Origin of the sequence: Pseudomonas sp. Sample_11 (assembly GCF_004307505.1) — a bacterium.
GTDB lineage: Bacteria > Pseudomonadota > Gammaproteobacteria > Pseudomonadales > Pseudomonadaceae > Aquipseudomonas > Aquipseudomonas atacamensis.
In genome coordinates, this window is record NZ_RCOD01000045.1 from 1 (window position 1) to 20010 (window position 20010).

16 protein-coding genes are annotated in these 20010 nt (G+C 59.3%); 10 read left to right on the top strand and 6 right to left on the bottom strand.

Annotated features, from left to right (window positions below; genetic code table 11):
- Positions 1-294 (top strand): LysR substrate-binding domain-containing protein (locus D8U60_RS11140; RefSeq protein ID WP_241663536.1); only part of this gene is annotated, 294 nt, incomplete at its 5' end.
- Between the two features lie 108 nt (positions 295-402).
- Here the strand turns inward: D8U60_RS11140 and D8U60_RS11145 are convergent.
- Positions 403-1251, bottom strand: coding sequence for a helix-turn-helix transcriptional regulator (locus D8U60_RS11145; protein WP_223259111.1), 849 nt, complete (start codon positions 1249-1251; stop codon positions 403-405).
- Positions 1252-1389: 138 nt separating this feature from the next.
- On the opposite strand from D8U60_RS11145, the gene D8U60_RS11150 reads away from it, so the two are divergent.
- The 5 genes from D8U60_RS11150 (at position 1390) to nadE (ending at position 5604) form a co-directional block, all read left to right on the top strand.
- Complete coding sequence (locus D8U60_RS11150; RefSeq protein ID WP_122601487.1) at positions 1390-2796, top strand: alanine/glycine:cation symporter family protein; 1407 nt, start codon at positions 1390-1392, stop codon at positions 2794-2796.
- Between the two features lie 186 nt (positions 2797-2982).
- Complete coding sequence (locus D8U60_RS11155) at positions 2983-3252, top strand: hypothetical protein (RefSeq protein WP_065615510.1); 270 nt, start codon at positions 2983-2985, stop codon at positions 3250-3252.
- On the top strand, positions 3245-3499 hold the full coding sequence (locus D8U60_RS11160; RefSeq protein WP_065615509.1) for a hypothetical protein: 255 nt from the start codon (positions 3245-3247) through the stop codon (positions 3497-3499). The genes D8U60_RS11155 and D8U60_RS11160 overlap by 8 nt, the downstream gene beginning before the upstream one ends.
- Positions 3500-3548: 49 nt before the next feature.
- Positions 3549-4772: a nicotinate phosphoribosyltransferase gene (gene pncB, locus D8U60_RS11165; RefSeq protein WP_024011382.1), complete on the top strand. Its 1224-nt coding sequence runs from the start codon at positions 3549-3551 to the stop codon at positions 4770-4772.
- Between the two features lie 4 nt (positions 4773-4776).
- Positions 4777-5604 (top strand): ammonia-dependent NAD(+) synthetase, encoded by an 828-nt coding sequence (nadE, locus tag D8U60_RS11170; RefSeq protein ID WP_130900141.1) that lies wholly within the window; start codon positions 4777-4779, stop codon positions 5602-5604.
- Between the two features lie 207 nt (positions 5605-5811).
- Here the strand turns inward: nadE and azu are convergent, their stop codons facing one another.
- Complete coding sequence (gene azu, locus D8U60_RS11175; RefSeq protein ID WP_076565430.1) at positions 5812-6255, bottom strand: azurin; 444 nt, start codon at positions 6253-6255, stop codon at positions 5812-5814.
- Between the two features lie 342 nt (positions 6256-6597).
- Here azu and D8U60_RS11180 point away from each other — a divergent pair, with 342 nt between their 5' ends.
- Positions 6598-7185, top strand: coding sequence for a TIGR00730 family Rossman fold protein (locus D8U60_RS11180; RefSeq protein WP_130900142.1), 588 nt, complete (start codon positions 6598-6600; stop codon positions 7183-7185).
- A gap of 68 nt (positions 7186-7253) precedes the next feature.
- Positions 7254-7442, top strand: a complete 189-nt coding sequence (locus D8U60_RS11185) for a hypothetical protein (RefSeq protein WP_039756918.1) — start codon at positions 7254-7256, stop codon at positions 7440-7442.
- A 207-nt stretch (positions 7443-7649) separates the two neighbouring features.
- Here the strand turns inward: D8U60_RS11185 and D8U60_RS11190 are convergent, their stop codons facing one another.
- From D8U60_RS11190 to D8U60_RS11210, 4 genes are all read right to left on the bottom strand, one after another.
- The gene (locus D8U60_RS11190; protein WP_122881182.1) at positions 7650-8546 is read right to left on the bottom strand and encodes a transglutaminase family protein; all 897 of its coding nucleotides are present in this window, start codon (positions 8544-8546) and stop codon (positions 7650-7652) included.
- Entirely contained in the window at positions 8546-11032 is a 2487-nt protein-coding gene (locus D8U60_RS11195; RefSeq protein WP_122881183.1) for a circularly permuted type 2 ATP-grasp protein, read from the bottom strand. The genes D8U60_RS11190 and D8U60_RS11195 overlap by 1 nt, the downstream gene beginning before the upstream one ends.
- An 88-nt stretch (positions 11033-11120) precedes the next feature.
- On the bottom strand, positions 11121-14396 hold the full coding sequence (locus D8U60_RS11200; RefSeq protein WP_130900143.1) for a transglutaminase family protein: 3276 nt from the start codon (positions 14394-14396) through the stop codon (positions 11121-11123).
- Positions 14397-14785: 389 nt separating this feature from the next.
- Positions 14786-17089 carry a YgiQ family radical SAM protein gene (locus D8U60_RS11210; protein ID WP_016771932.1) on the bottom strand — a complete coding sequence of 768 codons (2304 nt, stop codon included), beginning with the start codon at positions 17087-17089 and terminating at the stop codon, positions 14786-14788.
- A gap of 226 nt (positions 17090-17315) precedes the next feature.
- Here D8U60_RS11210 and D8U60_RS11215 point away from each other — a divergent pair, with 226 nt between their 5' ends.
- Positions 17316-18626, top strand: a complete 1311-nt coding sequence (locus D8U60_RS11215; protein ID WP_130900145.1) for a hypothetical protein — start codon at positions 17316-17318, stop codon at positions 18624-18626.
- A complete protein-coding gene (locus D8U60_RS11220; RefSeq protein ID WP_130900146.1) occupies positions 18590-19954 on the top strand; it encodes a hypothetical protein in 1365 nt (454 codons plus the stop codon). Before D8U60_RS11215 ends, D8U60_RS11220 begins: the two co-directional genes overlap by 37 nt.
- Positions 19955-20010 lie beyond the last annotated feature (56 nt).

A 20010-nucleotide genomic window follows, 5' to 3' on the forward strand; every position in this document is an offset into this window, starting at 1 on the left:
GCCTGGCACGACTGGTTCGACAGTCAGGGCTACCACACCGAACACAGCTACCACGGGCCGCGTTTCGAAACCTTTTACATGTGCATCCGCGCCGCCCAGGTCGGATGTGGCGTGGCGCTGCTGCCGCGATTTCTGGTGGAAGAGGAATTGGCCGAAGGCAAACTGGTCATACCCTGGCAGCATGCGATGCCCAGCAGCGATGCCTATTACCTGGCCTACCCGGAGCACGCGGCGGAAGTGCCGAAGGTGCGCGATTTTGTGAAATGGATGCTTGAACAAATCGATAGCCCCTGACACCCCCTAGCAGGAGCTGTCGAGTGCAACGAGGCTGCGATCTTTGGATCTTGAAAAACAACATCCAGAGAACCCGACCTCGCTCCATCCGGAGTTTTTTCAGGACGGTCATCCAGCGATAACGAACAGGCCCTCCACAATCCGGGATTGGGCCAGGCGCGCGCGCAGATCATCATCAATGGCGCAATCATCAGGCTTATACAACCGAACGCGGCGGTATGCATCGATGGGATTGATTTCCTGCCCCAGATACTCCCATACGACCCTGGAGCATGCAGGAGCGCGATGATCCGCAGCGGAAACACCCATCTTCAACCCATTGAGCCGGGTAATGCAGCTTTTGAAGCTTGGAATAAGGATGGTCTGACTGATTTCGTTGGAGGTGAGCGATTCATAATCGATAAAAAACAAGCGATCCCGAAGGTGATAGGCAATACCCAGATATTGATAACGCTCAAATTCCTCTGCCGCTTCAGAAACCTGTAATCGCTCGTTTCGCTCATATACGATTTCATCGCCTTCGGCCCGTACATGTACCAGCGAGCACAGAATGGAGCCGGGCTCAGTCATCGCATGGTAGTACTCGTAGTAATAACCAGTATGCGATTTCAATTCCGGTGAAGACTGGCGGCGTAGATGTTCATGCATTATTTGTGACGCGGCCATTTCGACTAAAGAATGTTCCTTGTCAGCCTTCAGGCCTATCAGGATCGTGAATTGTTCGGTAGGCAGGATGATTTCGCTCTCATCGACACCAAAAAAATCACAGATGCGCTTGAGATTAAAAGGCGTAGGGAAACTTTTCCCACATAGATACTTATTGAATTGCCCACGATTGATGCGAACTTTCCTACAAACCTCCGCGACAGATCTGTAATGACTACAAAGCAGCCTCAAATTCGCCGGAAGAAAATCACACATATAATGACCCAGTAAAGACCAGAAAGGCGCAACCATAGCAGCAACTCGCATCACATTTAAGCAACTTGCGAAATTGCACCGAATCAAATATGGCGGGATATTACGACGCCTGAATGACTTCGGGCCTGAATACACCATGGATTTGCCAGCACTCTTAATAGCAAGGAGCTTTGAATGCTAGATGTCATCAACGATTTTCTTTCGAGCAGGGTATTAATACCATTTGTTCTTGGGCTAGGGGGTTATTTCACGATTCGATCAGGATTTGTTCAACTGCGATACTTCCCCCATATGTTCGGCGTTTTGCGCGGTAGCTGGCGCGCAGGCGGCCATCATTTGAGTTCGCTCCAGGCGCTGACGCTCAGCCTCGCCGGGCGCGTGGGTACCGGAAATATCGTCGGGGTCGGTATTGCGGTGAGTATGGGTGGGCCCGGCGCCGTGTTCTGGATGTGGATGACCGCACTTCTGGGTATGTCGAGCAGCTTCTTCGAATGTACGCTGGGCCAGCTCTATAAACGCAGCGATGGCAACGGTCTCTATAGAGGCGGCCCGTCCTGGTACATTCAGCATGGCCTGAACCAGCGCTGGCTCGGGTTGATCGTAGCCATGCTGATGCTGGTGACATTCGGATTTGCCATCAATGGTCTCGAATCCCATGCGGTATCACACTCCCTGAAAGAAGCGTTTGATTTACCACCCCTGTGGTCGGGGCTGGCGCTTTCATTGATGCTGGGCATCGTATTCATCGGCGGTATAACGCGGATTGCCGCAGTAGCCGACCTACTGGTCCCTCTAAAGGTTCTCGCCTACATCGGCGTGACGGCGTACGTGCTGGTTCTTCAGTTTGAACAAGTACCGACAATGCTGATGACCATTATCAGAAGCGCCTTCGGTCTGGATCAGGCGTTCGGCGGTCTGCTCGGCAGCGCCATCATCATGGGCGTCAGACGCGGAGTATTCTCCAACGAAGCGGGGCTGGGCAGCGCCCCTAATGTCGCGTCAGTGGCGAGGGTCAGCCATCCAGTTGCACAAGGTGTTGTTCAGGCATTGAGCGTTTTCATCGATACGTTCGTGGTCTGCACCTGCACCGCACTGATGATCTTGTTATCCGGCTTTTACACTCCGGGATTTGAAGGCGACGCAATTGCCCTGGCCCAAAACTCGCTGGCAGCGGTTGTCGGGGAGTGGGGAAGAATATTCATAAGCATGGCGTTAGCGCTGTTCGTATTCACGGCAATGCTCTACAACTATTACCTCGGAGAAAACAGCTTGCGATTCATGTTTGGTGAACCTGCAAAAACGCTGATCATCTATCGACTCGTGGTTTTGATAATGGTGTTCCGGGGTGCCAGCGAAGATCTATCCACAGTTCTGGCTTTTGCCGATATCACCATGACCCTACTGGCGCTTGTAAATCTGATCGCGATGGCCCTCCTTTTCAAGATATGCCTGCGGGTCTTGCATGATTATGAAGTTCAACGTCGCAGTGGAATCAAGACACCCGTTTTTGATTCAAAACTTTTTCTCGATTTAGACCTCGATCCAATTGCATGGCCACCGGCGCCAACACATATCGAATAACGAAACTTAGCGCTCCGACTCTCCACTCGAGAGTCGGTGGGCAGCTCATCCAAGCCAACTCAGCGCAACAGCCTGATTAGTTGAAATAATTACCTTACACAAAATCAACATTCGCAAAGCTGCTACATCAAGAGCAATGAACTCTTCAATCACTTGCCCGCAGACCACCTTGACGGAGTTAATGGCATGAATCGTTTTTATCCGCTGAAAGCAAACGCAACCAACATTCCAACCTTCTTCATAGACTCATATGCCGCGCGCGATCAGTTATTCGAAGACGCGTGTTTCAGAATCCGCGCCGCCACAAGTCTCCTGGAAGCTTTTACGTCCATCACTATCAAGGGCACCAACGACTCTGATTTTTACCGCCTCATACTTCCCGCCTATTTGTTGCTTCAGGACGGCGTAGATACGCTTGAACAGATTTCTTTCAAGGGAGATGGCCTTCATGCCTAAGATAGCAACCGATGAGATGATCAGGGCAGCGATGTTCAAGGCGGTGGAAACAAAGCTGATACCAAGGCACTCGTTACTCGCCGAGTATTTGAAAAGCTGGGAGTGCATCGAGCAAGTTCTTCACGCCGCGCTTGAGGTGCAACCGAAAATGAACAATTTTTGCGGCTTGAGATGTATGGGCTCCGAAGATCTATCACCTGAAAGCAAAAAAGCGCTGGCAATCCCCACCGCCGATATGCGCCACTAGCGCCATCGATATAGACCGCGCCGGGCGCGGCGCAACTGGAGACCCGTTTATGAGCGAGAGTGTGTTTGCCGATCGCATCGTGCAGAACCTGCTCGACACCGACTTCTACAAGCTGACGATGATGCAGGCGGTGCTGCACAACTACCCCAACGTCGAAGTCGAATGGGAGTTCCGTTGCCGCAATGCCGAGGATCTGCGTCCGTATCTGGCCGAGATCCGTCATCAGATCGAGCGTCTGGCCGAGCTGAGCCTGAGTGCCGATCAGTTGAGTTTTCTCGAGCGCATCAGCTTTCTGAAACCGGATTTTCTGCGCTTCCTCGGCCTGTTCCGCTTCAACCTGCGCTACCTGCACACCGGCATCGAGAACGGAGAACTGTTCATCCGTCTGCGCGGGCCATGGCTGCATGTGATCCTCTACGAAGTGCCGCTGCTGGCGATCGTCAGCGAAGTGCGCAATCGCTATCGCTACCGGGAGACCTCGCTGGAGCAGGCACGCGAACAGCTGTATCGCAAGTTCGACTGGCTGACCGCCAATGCCTCGGCCGATGAGCTGTCGCAACTGCAGGTCGCCGATTTCGGCACGCGCCGGCGCTTTTCCTTTGGGGTCCAGGCCGAAGTGGTCAACGTCCTCAAGCATGACTTCCCCGGGCGTTTCGTCGGTACCAGCAACGTACATCTGTCCCGCGAGCTGGACATGAAACCGCTGGGCACCATGGCCCACGAGTGGATCATGGCCCATCAGCAACTCGGCCCGCGCCTGATCGACAGCCAGATCGCCGCGCTCGACTGCTGGGTTCGCGAATACCGCGGTCTGCTCGGTATCGCACTCACCGATTGCATCACCACCGATGCGTTTCTTGGCGATTTCGATCTGTTCTTTGCCAAGCTCTTCGACGGTCTGCGCCACGATTCCGGGGACCCGGTGGCGTGGGGTGAAAAGTGCATCGCGCACTATCACAAGCTCGGCATCGACCCGATGAGCAAGACCCTGGTGTTTTCCGACAGTCTGACCCTGCCCAAATCGCTGGAGATTTTCCGCGCGCTGCACGGTCGCATCAATGTGAGCTTCGGCATCGGTACCAACCTCACTTGTGATATCCCGGGTGTCGAACCGATGAGCATCGTGCTTAAAATGACCGCCTGCAACGGCCAGCCGGTGGCGAAGATCTCCGACGAGCCTGGCAAGACCCACTGCAAAGATCCGAATTTCGTCGCCTATTTGCGACATGTTTTTCAGGTTCCTGCCGAATCCAGTCTATCTAGCAAGGAGTGAATTCATGCAAGCCGTACAGCGTGAGATTGCTGAGCAGCTCAAGGTGCAACCACCGTTCGCCGACGACCAGGCCCTGCAGGCCGAAATCGCCCGGCGCCTGGCGTTCATTCAGGATTGTCTGGTCAATTCCGGGCTCAAGACCTTGGTGCTGGGCATCAGCGGCGGCGTCGATTCACTGACCGCCGGCCTCCTGGCCCAGCGCGCGGTGCGTGAATTGCGCGAAAGAACCGGCGACGACCGCTACAAATTCATCGCCGTGCGCCTGCCCTACGAAACCCAGTTCGACGAGCACGACGCCAAGGCCTCGCTCGACTGCATCGCCCCTGACGAAATCCACACCGTGAACATCGGCCCGGCGGTCAAGGCGCTGGCGGCTCAGGTGTCGGCGTTCGAAGGCAAACCGGCGGCGTCGGTGGATTTCGTGCTGGGCAATACCAAGGCGCGGATGCGCATGGTCGCGCAGTACACGATTGCCGGGGCGGCGGGCGGTCTGGTGATTGGCACCGACCACGCGGCGGAAGCGGTGATGGGTTTCTTCACCAAGTTCGGCGATGGCGCCTGCGACCTCGCCCCGCTCAGCGGCCTGGTGAAAAATCAAGTGCGTGCGATTGCCCGCAGCTTTGGCGCGCCGGAAACGCTGGTCGAGAAAGTGCCGACTGCTGACTTGGAAGATCTTTCGCCGGGCAAACCGGACGAAGCAGCGCATGGCGTGACCTATGCCGAGATCGATGCGTTTCTGCACGGGGAAACGGTGCGGGACGAGGCGGCGAAGATCATCGTTGATACGTACAACAAGACTCATCACAAGCGGGTCATGCCGTTTGCGCCTTGAGGTATGGAAATGCCTGCAGGAGCCTGTAGGAGCCTGTAGGAGCTGACGAGTGCAACGAGGCTGCGATCTTTTGATCTTGCTTTGAAGATCAAGATCAAGATCAAGATCAAGATCAAGATCAAGATCAAGATCAAGAGATCGCAGCCTTCGGCAGCTCCTACACAAACAAAAAAAGCGCCCCTCGGGACGCTTTTTTTTGTATCTGAATCACTTGACGACGATGGTGCCTTTCATCATCGAGATGTGCCCAGGGAACGAGCAGAAGAAGCCGTAGCCACCGTCAGCTACCTTGGCCACATCGAAGGTCACCGAGTCGGTTTCCTTGGCGCCGATGATCTTGGTGTGGGCGATGATGCGGGCGTCGCCATCTTTCAGGTAGTTCTTGTCGATACCGGCTGCCAGGCCGTCGGTAGCGATTGGCTGCATGTCAGCTTCTTTGCTGATCACCAGGTTATGACCCATGACGTTCTTCGGCAGGCTGCCGGAGTGGGTCAGTTCGACGGTGAAGGTCTTGCAGCTCTTGTCGATCACGATTTCCTTGGTGTTGAAGGTCATCTGATCGGTGGAATCAACGGTGGTTTTGCACTCGGCAGCCATCAATTGGCTGCTGGCCAGCGCCAGCAGGGATACCGCAACAACTTTGGAAAACATGGTGAATCTCCAAGGCAGGGTTAACAAAAACACTAGTGGTGGAAAGACTGCCTGAAATCATCGCAAGTTCATATGACTTGAGTCAAAAATTGTATACAACTTTCAGGCTATGACACTCATCGACACAATCTAACGGCCATTTCGTTGGGCCAGGCCTATGATCGGCCCACCTACTGAAACGGAGTGCCAGTCATGTTCTTTAACGGCCTGTTGTGCAGCTTGCTCGCCGCCTACGCTTGTGGCGCCAGCGGTACTTTCGAATCACCCGAACGCGAAGTCTAGTCCTTGGAGCGCAGCGTGCCAGCCGTTACCCTGTGCGACTGATCGACTCAGGAGTAACGCATGTCGCTGAAATCCGTTTGTGTGTTTTGCGGTGCCAACGCCGGTACCGTGCCGGCCTACACCGGAGCTGCCGTGGCCCTCGGCCGGGCATTGGCCGAGCGTAATCTGACGCTGGTCTACGGCGGTGGTGCCGTCGGTTTGATGGGCATTGTCGCTGATGCCGCGCTGGCGGCTGGCGGCGAAGTGATCGGCATCATTCCGCAAAGCCTGATGGACAAGGAGATCGGCCACAAGAGCCTGACGCGCCTGGAAGTGGTCGACGGCATGCATGCGCGCAAGGCGCGGATGGCTGAGCTAAGCGACGCGTTCATCGCCCTGCCCGGCGGCCTTGGCACGCTGGAAGAGCTGTTCGAAGTCTGGACCTGGGGCCAGCTCGGCTATCACGGCAAGCCTTTGGGGCTGCTGGAAGTGAACGGTTTCTACAGCAAGCTCACGGCTTTTCTCGATCATATCGTCGGCGAAGGCTTCGTTCGCGCGCCACACCGTGACATGCTGCAAGTGAGCGAATCGCCAGATTCGCTGCTCGACGCCCTCGATCAGTGGCAGCCGACCGTCACGCCCAAGTGGGTCGACCAAAAACCCGGTTAACCCCCGGACACCGATACAGGGCAGAATACGCGCCGCTCAACCTCACCTTCGACCCCAGAGGATCGCCCATGGCCAAACCCAATTACTCCTTCGCCAAACGTCAACGAGACCTGGCAAAGGAACAGAAGAAAGAGGAAAAGCTTCAGCGCAAGAAGCAAACCGCTGAAGAAGCGGCACTGAACCCTGACGGTGAAGTGGCGACCGATGATGATGTTGATGCATCCGATGCACCGAAAGATCAGGCGCCCGACGCCTGAGCCCCACCGGGTTTGATGATCGAATCAGACCCTGCGGATTTGTGACGGGGCTGGCAGTTCTGCTGCCGGCCCTCACAGCCCTTATCCTATTCCCGAAAACGACGCTGCCCCTGTGGGAGCGGGCTTGCCCGCGATGGCTGCGGCACATCCAACAACGTCGTCACAGACACTCCGTCATCGCGGGCAAGCCCGCTCCCACAGGGTATTTTATCGCTCATTGAAGGGCATCACCGTAACCCGCACTTCCGGGTCGTGATTACCGCCACCGAGAATCACCCCCCGCAACGGCGATACATCGGAGAAATCCCTTCCCCACGCCAGCGTGATGTGTTCCAGCGCCGGCTGCACATTGTTGGTCGGATCGAAATCCACCCAGCCCGATACCGGACAGAACACCGATACCCACGCATGCGAGGCGTCGGCGCCGATCAGGCGTGGCTGCCCCGGCGGCGGCTGGGTCAGCAGGTAGCCGCTGACATAACGCGCCGCCAGACCGCGCGAGCGCACACAGGCCAGCATCAGGTGAGCGAAGTCCTGACACACGCCGCGCCGACGCTCCAGCACTTCCACCAGCGGCGTCGCCACCTGGGTGGCTTCGGCATCGAAGGTGAATTCGCTGAAGATCTTCTGCATCAGCGCCTGCACCCCGAGCAGCAACGGTCGCCCTGGCGGAAAACAGCTTTGCGAGAACTCGACGAAGCTGCGCTTCAAATGCACATAAGGAGACTGGAACCGGTAGCGACAGGCTTCGAGCAAGTCGGCGGACAGCGGCTGACTGCTGTAGGTCAGCGCATCGCGGGTCTGCTCCCACGCTGGCGACTGGTTGAAATCCAGCGCCGGCCGCGCCAGCACCTCGACCGTCAGCCGGGCGTTGACCTGCAATTGGTCATGCGGCCGTTCAAATGCCAATCGCGTCAACGGATTGCCGAATACGTCCAGTTCATCACGGCGCATGGTCGGCTCGGGGCTGATCAGCAACTGCTGCTCGGTGCAGCGCTGCCAGCTGCATTCGCGCGGCCACAGGTGCGCCAGTTGCTGCGCGAGGGAGACCGGGCTGTCGTAGTGATAACAGGTGTCGTGAAAGATCTGATATCGAGCGCTCATCACACGGACACCGTTCGCTGGCTGACATCATCGACATGGGCGAAATGGCGCAGCGCCAGACGATCCGATACCTGGCCACTGGCTTCGGCGATTTCCTGCAACAGATCGGCCAGACCATCCAGCGCGGCACGTACGCTGGATTTGCCGAACAAAGGATTTTCCAGACAACCGAGATCAAACCGCGACAGGCGCTCGACCAGTTGCGGCAGCGCGGTTTCCCGAGGCGCGGCGAAATCGTCGTTCAGGCGTTTCAGCGTGCGGGTCACCAGTTTCAGCTGAAACAGCACCGCGTGGGGGTTCTGCTCATCCAGCAGCAGCAAATCCAGCACCGGAATCAGTTGCGCCACCGCCAGATAGCGCGAGCGATAGGTGATGCTGCTGTTACCCAACTCCAGCAACCACTCCAGCCCGGCCTGATCGAACGCACCCGCACCGCGCAGAAACGCCGCCAGACTGCTGCTGAGAAATTGCAGGCGTTCGATGCGCCGGCCAATCATCAGAAAACGCCAGCCTTCGTCGCGGGTCATGTCATCCAGGGCAAACCCCGACAGCGCCGCCAGCGACATCACCAGACGATTGAGAAAATCCAGCAGTTCGCCGAAGTCCGGTTCATCGACTTCCAGCTCCAGCGCCTCGCGCTGCAATTCGACCAGCGCCTGCCAGTTTTCCCGGGACAGCTTGCCGCGCACTTGCGAGGCGGCCCATTGCAGGCGTTGCAAGTTGGAGCGCAGGCTGAACGACCAATCCTCGCCCAGCAACGCAGCGAGCAGGCGCTCCGGCAGTTCGCCCTCATCCGGCAACAGCGCCAGCCGCTCGCCGAGATCGACCGCTGCTTGCAGCGCCTGCGGATCATCGCCATCGACGTAACGCGTAAGCATGATGCGCAGCAGCCGCGCGCTGTCGTCGCAGCGTTCGCAGTAGCGGCCGAACCAGAACAGATTCTCCACTACCCGCGATGGCAGGTAAGGATCGCGCCGCACCAGATCGTGCACGCCGACATTGCGCTGCGCCTTCCACTGCTCGCCACTCGGCGCACGGTCGCTGAGCACCCAGGTGTCCTTGCTCGCCCCGCCGCGCTGCATCGACACCACCTCGGCATCGGCCTCGGCCGCCACTCGGGTCAGACCACCCGGCAATACGCGGTAGCCGTCGTGGCTGGCCACCGCATACATGCGCATACCGATCGCGCGGGGTTGCAGATGACCGTCTTCGGCTTGCCACACCGGCGCCTGCGACAGTTGCGCAAGCTCTTGCGCGACGTAGGCATAAGGCCGTGCCTGCATACGCTGCGCCAGCTCGAGGCGCTGACTTTCATTCAAGTCACGGCCGAAAACAGGCGCGAAACTCTGCGACGGGAACGCCGGTTTGATCAACAACTCCGGGAGTTTTTCCAGCGCCTGCGCCAGCACTGGCGCTTCACCGCACCACCAGGTGGCGATCGATGGCAGGATCAGTTCTTCGCCGAACAGGAATTGATTGATCTTCGGCAGAAACCCCAGCAGCCCCGGCGATTCCAGCACCCCGCTGCCGAGCGCATTGGCCACCAGCACCCGCCCCTGCCGCACCGCCTCCAGCAGACCGGGGACGCCAAGCGCCGAGTCGGTCCGCAGTTCCAGCGGGTCACAGAAATCATCGTCGAGGCGGCGCATGATCGCGTGCACCCGGCGCAGACCGCTGAGGGTTTTCAGGTAAACGGTGGCATTGCGCACAGTCAGATCGCCGCCCTCGACCAGCGGATAACCGAGCTGGCGCGCCAGATACAGGTGCTCGAAATAACTTTCATTGAACCGCCCCGGCGTCAGCAGCACCACCAGCGGTGCGTCATCGCCCTCCGGTGCCTGACGGGCCAGGGTTTCCTGCAAGGTGCGGAAGAAACCGGCCAGATGCTGGACCTTAAGATCCCGGTACAAATCAGGAAAGGCGCGGGAGACGATGGTGCGGTTTTCCAGCGCATAGCCGGCCCCGGACGGCGCCTGGGTGCGATCGGCAGTGACCCACCAGCGACCATCCGGCGTGCGCGCCAGATCCACGGCATACAAATGCAAAAAAGCTGACTCGGGCGGGGCAATGCCCTGACAGGGCCAGAGAAAATTGTTGTGCCCGAATACCAGCTCGGCGGGCAGCAGGCCTTCACTGATCAACCGCTGCGGACCGTACAGATCCGCCAGCACTGCATTGAGCAAGCGCGCACGCTGAGCGATGCCGGCGGACAATTGCTGCCATTCATCAGCCGCGATCACATGGGGCAGCAGATCCAGTTCCCACGGCCGATCAGCGCCCTTGGGATCGGCATAGACGTTATAGGTGACGCCGTTTTCCTGAATCTGCCGCGCCAGCAAGGCCTGACGCTGCACCAGTTGCGCCGGGCTGCTGCGCTGCAACTGATCGAACAGGCGCTGCCAATGCGCACGCACTGCGCCGCTGCCGTCGAGCAGTTCGTGATAGGTGCCCGCAGTCAGCGGGTAGCGGTCTAACAGGTCAGGCATGGAAAGCTCGGCAGACAGCAGGGAACGGTCAGACTAACGCAGGCACATGACACGCGGATATACGAAAAATCCGCGTATTGCGTAGGCTCTAGTAACGGCGCAGGTCGATGGTCATCGGTAGCTCGTCATTGATTTCTACCTTGGGTACGGGAAGTTTCCCCGGCGTGTGTCCGAGGCGGAAAAACCGCGCCATGCGCCGGCTCTCCGCTTCATTGGCATTGACCGGCAAGGTCTCGTAATTGCGCCCACCGGGATGGGCGACGTGGTACTGGCAACCACCCAGCGAACGCCCCATCCAGGTATCGAGCAGGTCGAACACCAACGGCGCGTGCACCGGTATGGTCGGATGCAGGCAGTTGGCTGGTTGCCACGCCCGAAAGCGCACCCCGGCGACAAACTCACCCACCCGCCCGGTCGGGTGCAACGGCACCGCGACGCCATTGCAAGTCAGCAGATAGCGCTGTGGCGGCAAGCCGTTAAGCTTGACCTGCAAGCGCTCCAGCGATGAATCGACGTAGCGCACCGTGCCGCCCGCCGAGCCCTCCTCGCCCAGCACATGCCAGGGTTCAAGCGCCTGACGCAGCTCCAGCTCGATGCCATTGACGGCGTAGTCACCGACCTTGGGAAAACGAAACTCCAGATGCGCCGCGAACCACTCCGCACGCAACGGATAGCCGGCGTTGTTGAGTTCGACGATGACGTCGGCGAAATCCTCTTCGATAAAGTGCGGCAGCAAAAAGCGATCGTGCAGCTCGGTGCCCCAGCGTGCCAGTTTCGCCGGCGCATAAGGCTCGCGCCAAAAGCGCGCGACCAGCGCCCGTAGCAGCAACTGCTGAGCCAGACTCATGCGCGCATGGGGCGGCATTTCAAAAGCGCGCAGTTCCAGCAAGCCAAGACGCCCGGTGGCGCCGTCCGGTGAATACAGTTTGTCGATGCAGAACTCGGCGCGATGGGTATTGCCGGTGACGTCGATCAGCAGATTGCGCAGCAGTCGATCGACCAGCCACGGTGCACATTCCTCGCCCGGCTCCGGCATCTGCTCAAAGGCGATTTCCAGTTCGTACAAGGCGTCGTTACGCGCCTCGTCGACCCGTGGTGCCTGGGATGTCGGCCCGATGAAGAGGCCGGAAAACAGGTACGACAGCGAAGGATGGTTGTGCCAGTAACTGATCAGACTGCGCAGCAGATCCGGCCGCCGCAGAAACGGTGAGTCCGCCGGTGTCGCGCCGCCAAGGACGAAATGGTTGCCGCCGCCGGTGCCGGTGTGGCGTCCGTCGATCATGAACTTCTCGGTGGTCAGCCGGGTTTGCCGTGCCTGTTCGTAGAGAAACTCGGTGCGCTCGACCAACTCGTCCCAGCTCGCCGATGGCTGCACGTTGACCTCGATCACGCCCGGGTCCGGAGTGACACGGAAATTGCTCAGGCGCGGATCACTCGGTGGTTCATAGCCTTCCAGCAGTACCGGGCAATGCAGTTCTTCGGCGGTGGCCTCAATGGCCGAGACCAGTTCCAGATAATCCTCGACCCGCTCCAGCGGCGGCATGAACAGATACAGCCGCCCTTCGCGGGCCTCGGCGCAGAATGCGGTACGGGTCAGCCAGTCAGCGGACTCATCGATTTTCGGCACCCGCTCATCCAGCGCAGCCGGTTCGCCGTGCACACCGAGCTGCGCGGCATCCGGCAGTTCAGCGAAGTCCTGATTCGGATCGTTGGGATGGATGAACGGATATTCCGCCGCTTTCACCCACGGCTGCGAGGCCAGCGGCAAGCGGTAACCCAGCGGCGAATCCCCCGGCACCAAGCGACAGTGCTCGTCACGCAGATACCAGCGCCCGCTCTGCCATTGATCGCCCTTGGCCGTGCGCGCCAGCGGCAGCACCTGGCCGATCACCTTGTTCAGGCCCTGACTGAAGACCTTGCGCAACCGCGCACGCTCCAATGGCTCTTCCAGACGCGAATCCTCGGCGCTGACGTTGCCGGGCAACGCACCCTCGCGCCAGAGGTAATAGAGATGATCCTCGTAAGCCGGGAAGACAAAGCGTGCAGGCAACTTCAGGCGCTCGGCGACGCTGGCGAGAAAGCGTCCGGCCAGTTCGCCGTCGGCGCCGTAGTCCTGCTGTTCGTCGGCGATCAACGCGTCGTTGTGCCAGACCGGCTGACCGTCGCGGCGCCAATAGCAATTGAGCGACCAGCGCGGCAATTGCTCGCCGGGATACCACTTGCCCTGACCGAAATGCACCAGCCCCTGCGGTGCATATTGCTTGCGCATGCGTTGGAACAGTTCGGCGGACAGCCGACGCTTGTCCGGCCCCAGCGCGGCAGTGTTCCATTCGGCGCCGTCCGGGTCGTCAATGGAGACGAAGGTCGGCTCGCCGCCCATGGTCAGGCGCACATCGCCTTCGAGCAGGTCGGCATCGATCTGCCGGCCCAGTGCCTGGATCGCCCGCCACTGTTCATCGGTGTAAGGCTTGGTGACACGTGGCGCTTCCCAGATTCGCTCGACCGACATTTCGTGGCTGAACTGTGTCTCGCAAGGTTCGACCAGACCACTGATCGGCGCCGCCGAGGACGGATCGGGACTGCACGCCAGCGGGATATGCCCTTCCCCGGCGAACAACCCGGACGTGGCGTCGAGGCCGATCCAGCCGGCACCCGGCAGATACACCTCGCACCAGGCGTGCAGGTCGGTGAAGTCGACTTCGGTGCCGGACGGGCCGTCGAGGCTTTTCACGTCGGCGGTCAGTTGAATCAGGTAGCCGGAAACAAACCGCGCCGCCAGACCGAGATTGCGCAACAGCTGCACCAGCAACCATGCCGAATCACGGCAGGAACCGGAGGCGTGTTGCAGTGTGTGCTCCGGAGTCTGCACGCCGGGCTCCATGCGGATCAGGTAGCCGATGTCTTCGCTGAGGCGCTGATTGAGCGCCACCAGAAAATCCACCGCCGGCAGTGGCGTGCGGTCGATGCTGTCCAGGTAAGCCTTGAACGTTGGCGTCAGCGGCAGGGTTTCGAGGTACGGCGCCAGCTCCTTGCGCTCGTCGGCGGCGTAGCTGAAGGGGATTCGCTCGGCGTACGGTTCGAGGAAGAAGTCGAAGGGATTGAACACCGCCATTTCCGCGACCAGATCGACTTCGATGCGCAGCTCTGCGGTTTTTTCCGGGAACACCAGGCGTGCCAGGTAATTGCCCTGGGGGTCTTGCTGCCAGTTGATGAAATGCTGCTCGGGCGAGACTTTCAGCGCATAGGAAAGAATTCGCGTGCGGCTGTGGGGCGCCGGGCGCAGGCGGACGATCTGCGGGCCGAGTTCGACAGCGCGGTCGTAGCGATAATGCGTGACGTGATGCAATGCGACATGAATCGACACGGCGTGCCTCCTGCGAGCCTTGGGCGTATGGGAAAGCGCGCAAGACTTATGCCATGCACAGGCTTGCGCGCTTTCGCGAAATGCTCAAGGCAGTACAGCACCAAAACCGGGCGATGCGAGGAAATGGTTTGGCTCAGTTGCACGCAAATGTTGCGGACGCTGATTCTTGCTGTGTGTGATCGCGAAGAGGCCAGCGGCAACAACTTGATCGTTCCCACGCTCTGCGTGGGAATGCAGCCCGTGACGCTCCGCGCCACAACCATGTTCGACAATACTACGAGTAACGAATGGAACGCGGAGCGTCCCGAGAGGCATTCCCGCGCGGAGCGTGGGAACGATCAGCAAAACGCCAACCCGAAGGTTGGCGTTCTGTTCAGCTCAAGCAGTGTTTAGCGCGGCACGACCGGCTTGCGTGTCGGCTTCGGCCCTTTGCCTTTCGCCGCATCCTTGCGTTCCTTGGCCGCCTGCTGGTTGCGGGCGAATGCCGCAGCCTTGGCCTGTTCACGCTTGTCCCACGGATTACCGCCATCACTGGCACGCGGCGGCAGACCGGTGTGCTGGGTGAGAATCTTGGTGGTCTTCTCTTTGGCGACCTTGTGGCTGCCGGCCGGCGTCGAGTTCTTGCGACGGGCGCTCTGGTAGCTGTCGGTGGCCGGCTGATGCGCCGGGATCAGTTGATCCTTGCCCGGGCCGATCAGATCGGCGCGGCCCATGCGGATCAGCGCTTCACGCAGCATCGGCCAGCCTTTCGGGTCGTGATAACGCAAGAATGCCTTGTGCAGACGACGCTGATCTTCGCTCTTGACGATGGTCACGCCGTCGCTCTTGTACGTCACCTTGCGCAGCGGGTTCTTGCCCGAGTGGTACATCGCCGTAGCGGTGGCCATCGGCGACGGGTAGAACGCCTGCACCTGGTCGGCGCGGAAGCCATTACCCTTGAGCCACAGAGCGAGGTTCATCATGTCTTCGTCGGTGGTGCCCGGGTGGGCGGCGATGAAGTACGGAATCAGGTACTGCTCCTTGCCCGCTTCCTTGGTGTACTTCTCGAACATGCGCTTGAACTTGTCATAGCTGCCGATGCCCGGTTTCATCATCTGGTTGAGCGGACCTTCCTCGGTGTGCTCCGGGGCGATCTTCAGGTAACCGCCGACGTGGTGGGTCACCAGCTCCTTGACGTACTCCGGCGACTCGACGGCGAGGTCGTAGCGCAGGCCGGAAGCGATCAGAATCTTCTTTACACCCGGCAGGGCACGGGCGCTGCGATACAGCTGAATCAGCGAAGAGTGGTCGGTGTTCAGGTTCGGGCAGATACCGGGGAACACGCACGACGGCTTGCGGCAGGCGGATTCGATTTCCGGGCTCTTGCAGGCGATGCGGTACATGTTCGCAGTCGGGCCGCCGAGGTCGGAAATGACCCCGGTGAAACCCGGCACCTTGTCGCGGATCTCTTCGATTTCGCGAATGATCGACTCTTCGGAACGGTTCTGGATGATCCGCCCTTCGTGCTCGGTGATCGAGCAGAAGGTGCAGCCACCAAAGCAGCCACGCATGATGTTCACCGAGAAACGGATCATGTCGTACGCCGGGATCTTCTCCTTGCCGTACGCCGGGTGCGGCACACGGGCGTAAGGCATGCCGAACACGTAGTCCATTTCTTCAGTGGTCATCGGAATCGGCGGCGGGTTGAACCAGACATCGAGCTCGCCATGCTTCTGCACCAGCGCACGGGCGTTGCCCGGGTTGGTTTCCAGGTGCAACACGCGGTTGGCGTGGGCGTACAGCACCGGGTCGTTACGCACCTTCTCCATCGACGGCAGGCGGATCACGGTCTTGTCGCGGGTCATGCGCGGGCTGGCCAGGATCTGCACGACCTTGGCTTCCTGCGGATCTTCGACCGGGCCTTTTTCCTGCTCGATGGCGCAGGCCTGAGTGTCCTGGGTATTCACGTACGGGTTGATGATCTTGTCGACCTTGCCAGGACGGTCGATGCGCGTCGAGTCGACTTCGTACCAGCCCTGCGGCGTGTCGCGACGGATGAACGCGGTGCCGCGCACATCGGTGATGTCTTCGATCTTGTGGCCCCACGACAGACGCTGGGCAACTTCGACAATCGCGCGCTCGGCGTTGCCGTACAGCAGAATGTCGGCGCTGGCGTCGATCAGGATCGAGTTGCGCACGCGATCCTGCCAATAGTCGTAGTGGGCGATGCGGCGCAGCGAGGCTTCGATGCCGCCGAGCACGATCGGCACGTGCTTGTAGGCTTCCTTGCAGCGCTGGCTGTAAACCAGGCTGGCGCGATCCGGACGCTTGCCGGCCATGCCGCCGGGGGTGTACGCGTCATCGGAACGGATTTTCTTGTCCGCGGTGTAGCGGTTGATCATCGAGTCCATGTTGCCCGCCGCGACGCCGAAGAACAGGTTCGGCTCGCCGAGCTTCATGAAGTCGTCTTTGGACTGCCAGTTCGGCTGCGCGATGATCCCGACGCGGAAGCCTTGCGACTCCAGCAGCCGGCCGATGATCGCCATGCCGAACGACGGATGATCGACGTAGGCATCACCGGTAACAATGATGATGTCGCACGAATCCCAGCCGAGCTGATCCATCTCCTCCCTGCTCATCGGCAGGAATGGCGCTGGCCCGAAACATTCGGCCCAATATTTTGGATAGTCAAATAACGGCTTGGCTGCTTGCATGTCGACGACCGGTGTTGAAGTGAAAAATCGCGGGCGCGGAATATAGCACAAATTTTGACCAATTCCGACGACGGTGGTCGGTTTCTCTGTGCGCTGCTCTCGCGCCGCCAACCCGCCACACATTACGCGTTTTTGTTGAACGCACGACGCACGAAACGGCAAGGAAGCCGCCCGCCCGTCGCACTCCCAAGAGCAGCGGGGCATTAAACGCAAAGGAAGACAGGCAATGGCACCCAAACCGCCAACCAGAGGCATCACGACCGTCTCGGTTCATAACCCGCGACCCGATTATTCGATCACCCGGCCTGGTTTCACGGCGCTTTCCGATGGCGGACCGGGGCACAGAATTCCTACACGCCCGACTCTCACAACGGTATCGACATCGATTGATCACGGGCTCAACCGCATTACCTCCGTGCCTGCGCGGGCAACGGTCAGCACGACAGCGGCCGCCGAATCGGCTGCAGTTGTGCATGAGCGGCCCTTGGGAGATTACTGGATCACTTCGCTGGTCGTGTTGCCGTCAGCCAATGCCGAAGGCATTTCGACGCTTAAGGGGCGTCAGTATGTCCAAGTGCCTGAGGGTGGCACCGTGCAGGTCGGTCTGGACCCCGCCAGCGGTCTTTACCGGGCGAAATTGCCCAGCGAATTGCACCCGTCCGGTCCGCTGTTGCAGTTCGATGCCGAGAGCCGTCTCTGGCAACCCGTCGATACCTGGGCGCCATCGACCTACCCGCTATCCCAGAGCCGGCTCGAGGCGTTTCGCACCGATCTGGATTTCAGCACGGCCGAGCCGGACGGCGATGGACTGTTGCGCTTCAACGGCAAACTCTATGTGCAGATCGAGAATCAGGCCTATCAGGTCCTGCATGATCTTGATGCATCAGCGCCGCAGAGGGCGGTCATGCGCATCGTTCGCCCCGACGATCCCATCGCCAGCGATGCCACGAATGTTTACGTCGCATCCCGTCCAGGCAGGTCGGAACCGATCATTTTCGACGCTCGCTACGGCTGGCGAGGGACCAGTGTAACGGGGGCAGCCGGGATGCAGAGAGCGACAGGAGTGGCGCCCTCGGAGCTATGGCAGCGGGTGGAAGTCGGAATCAGACTTGGCCACTTCAACAAGCGAATCGAGCAGGACACCGCTAAAAGTGAACACCTGAAGGAGGTGTGGCGCAGCATCAGGGAAGCGGGGGGCGAGCGCTCAGATGCAGTCAAGCGCGAAACGATGGCGCTGCTTGATCGTGAATTACACAGCCACCAGGCGCTGAGGTCCCTTGCAAAAGCAATAAAATTCCATAAACAGCAAAAACCCGCGGTCCGGCACTTCATAAAGAAGGAAGACTACGACAAAAAAATGATTGCGATGCACAAGATCCAAATGAGCTTTTACGATCAATTGGTCGAATGCGGCTTGACCCGCCATGCGCTGGGAGGGCCATTGATCGACATCGACAGGCTCCCGCGAACAGTCAACGCCTGGGGAAAATTCTCGGCCATATGCGAGAGCGCCAGCACATTGCCGACAATCTGGTGAACACATGGCGGGTCGCGCCGGACGAATTCAGTGCATACGCTCTGACACCAATGGACACTCACGACGTCGTGGCTTCGTGGGTATTGGCCAAAAGCCTGATGCTGGACGACCATCAATCAGGCGGAAACTACCCTCAGGCCTCCGAACTGGCGACCAGATTTGGTCAGGTAACTTTCGTGTATGGAGCGCTGGGTAAAATTCCGGAGACTTCGCACCCTGCGATATTGCGTGATCTGCTCCAGGAATGCACAGCCCTTCGCTACTGGTACGAGCGCCTGGATCTGACACCCGATGAGCAGCACGCAACGTCACGCACGGCTATCACTGCCGAGCTGAAAATATTCGAAGAGACGCTGACTCATCGCCTGTTCCAATATCAACGCCAGCCTGATCTTCCGGCGCTGCCGATCAACGATCAGGCCATTGATTTCGAGTATGTTCCGGAGCAGGACAGATCCGGCTTCCAACCGCCACCCAAGCGCATTTTCAAGGCAAAGAAACACGGTATTTACAAGATCCATGTCGGCGAGTCCCGACGTACCGCGCACAACGAAGAAGTCATCGATGTACGCAGTCTGCACGACCCGCAACAGCCAGTGCAGACCTATGAACAAAGGGCTGGTGAGTGGCACCCCGTCCGCGCAACGCAGGACACAAACCTGCCCGACCTGACTCTCAGAGCCAATCAGCACCTTGAGCAAACCGACGCACATGTGCGCGAAGCCCGGCGCGAAGAGTCGCGCAAAAACCATCCGGACAACATTGTCGAGATGCTTGAGCGCAAGGCCGGGGCAATGGATGAGATCGCACTCCAGCTTCGGCGACAGGAGTCCACCGATGGCGAAACAGATGCGCTGATCCAACGCCTGCAGGACACCAGTGAACGCCTGCGCAGCGAGGGCGAAAACATTCGTGTCCGGATCTACAAGGATAAACATTTTCTGAGCCCCGACCGATTGTTGTATCTGATCGACAAGGGCGAAGTGCGTGCGCAGAAAATCGAGACCCGGTTGAAACGCGGCAAGGGACACAATCGAGACTTTATCGACGTCTATCTACTGACGGATGCGCACACCTACGACCCCCTCTGGCACGCGCACTTTCATTACGCGAAACCGGATACGCCCGATCTGAACTTCAATGTTTCCGGCGGGCACCTGAAAACCCTTGAGCAAAGCCGCATGGGTGTGCGTTCGCAGCGCCGGGAAGAACGGGCGCAGCGGCCACACAAACCGATCTGGCGCGCTGCCCTCGATGGCCACGCAGCGCAGAAAATTTTCGACCTCGCCGCCACCTCTTTCCATCCCGAGACACATCATCAGGCATGACGCCGAACCGGCCGGCAGCGTCCGTTGCGGACGCGACCGCTCAATCACTACAAGGA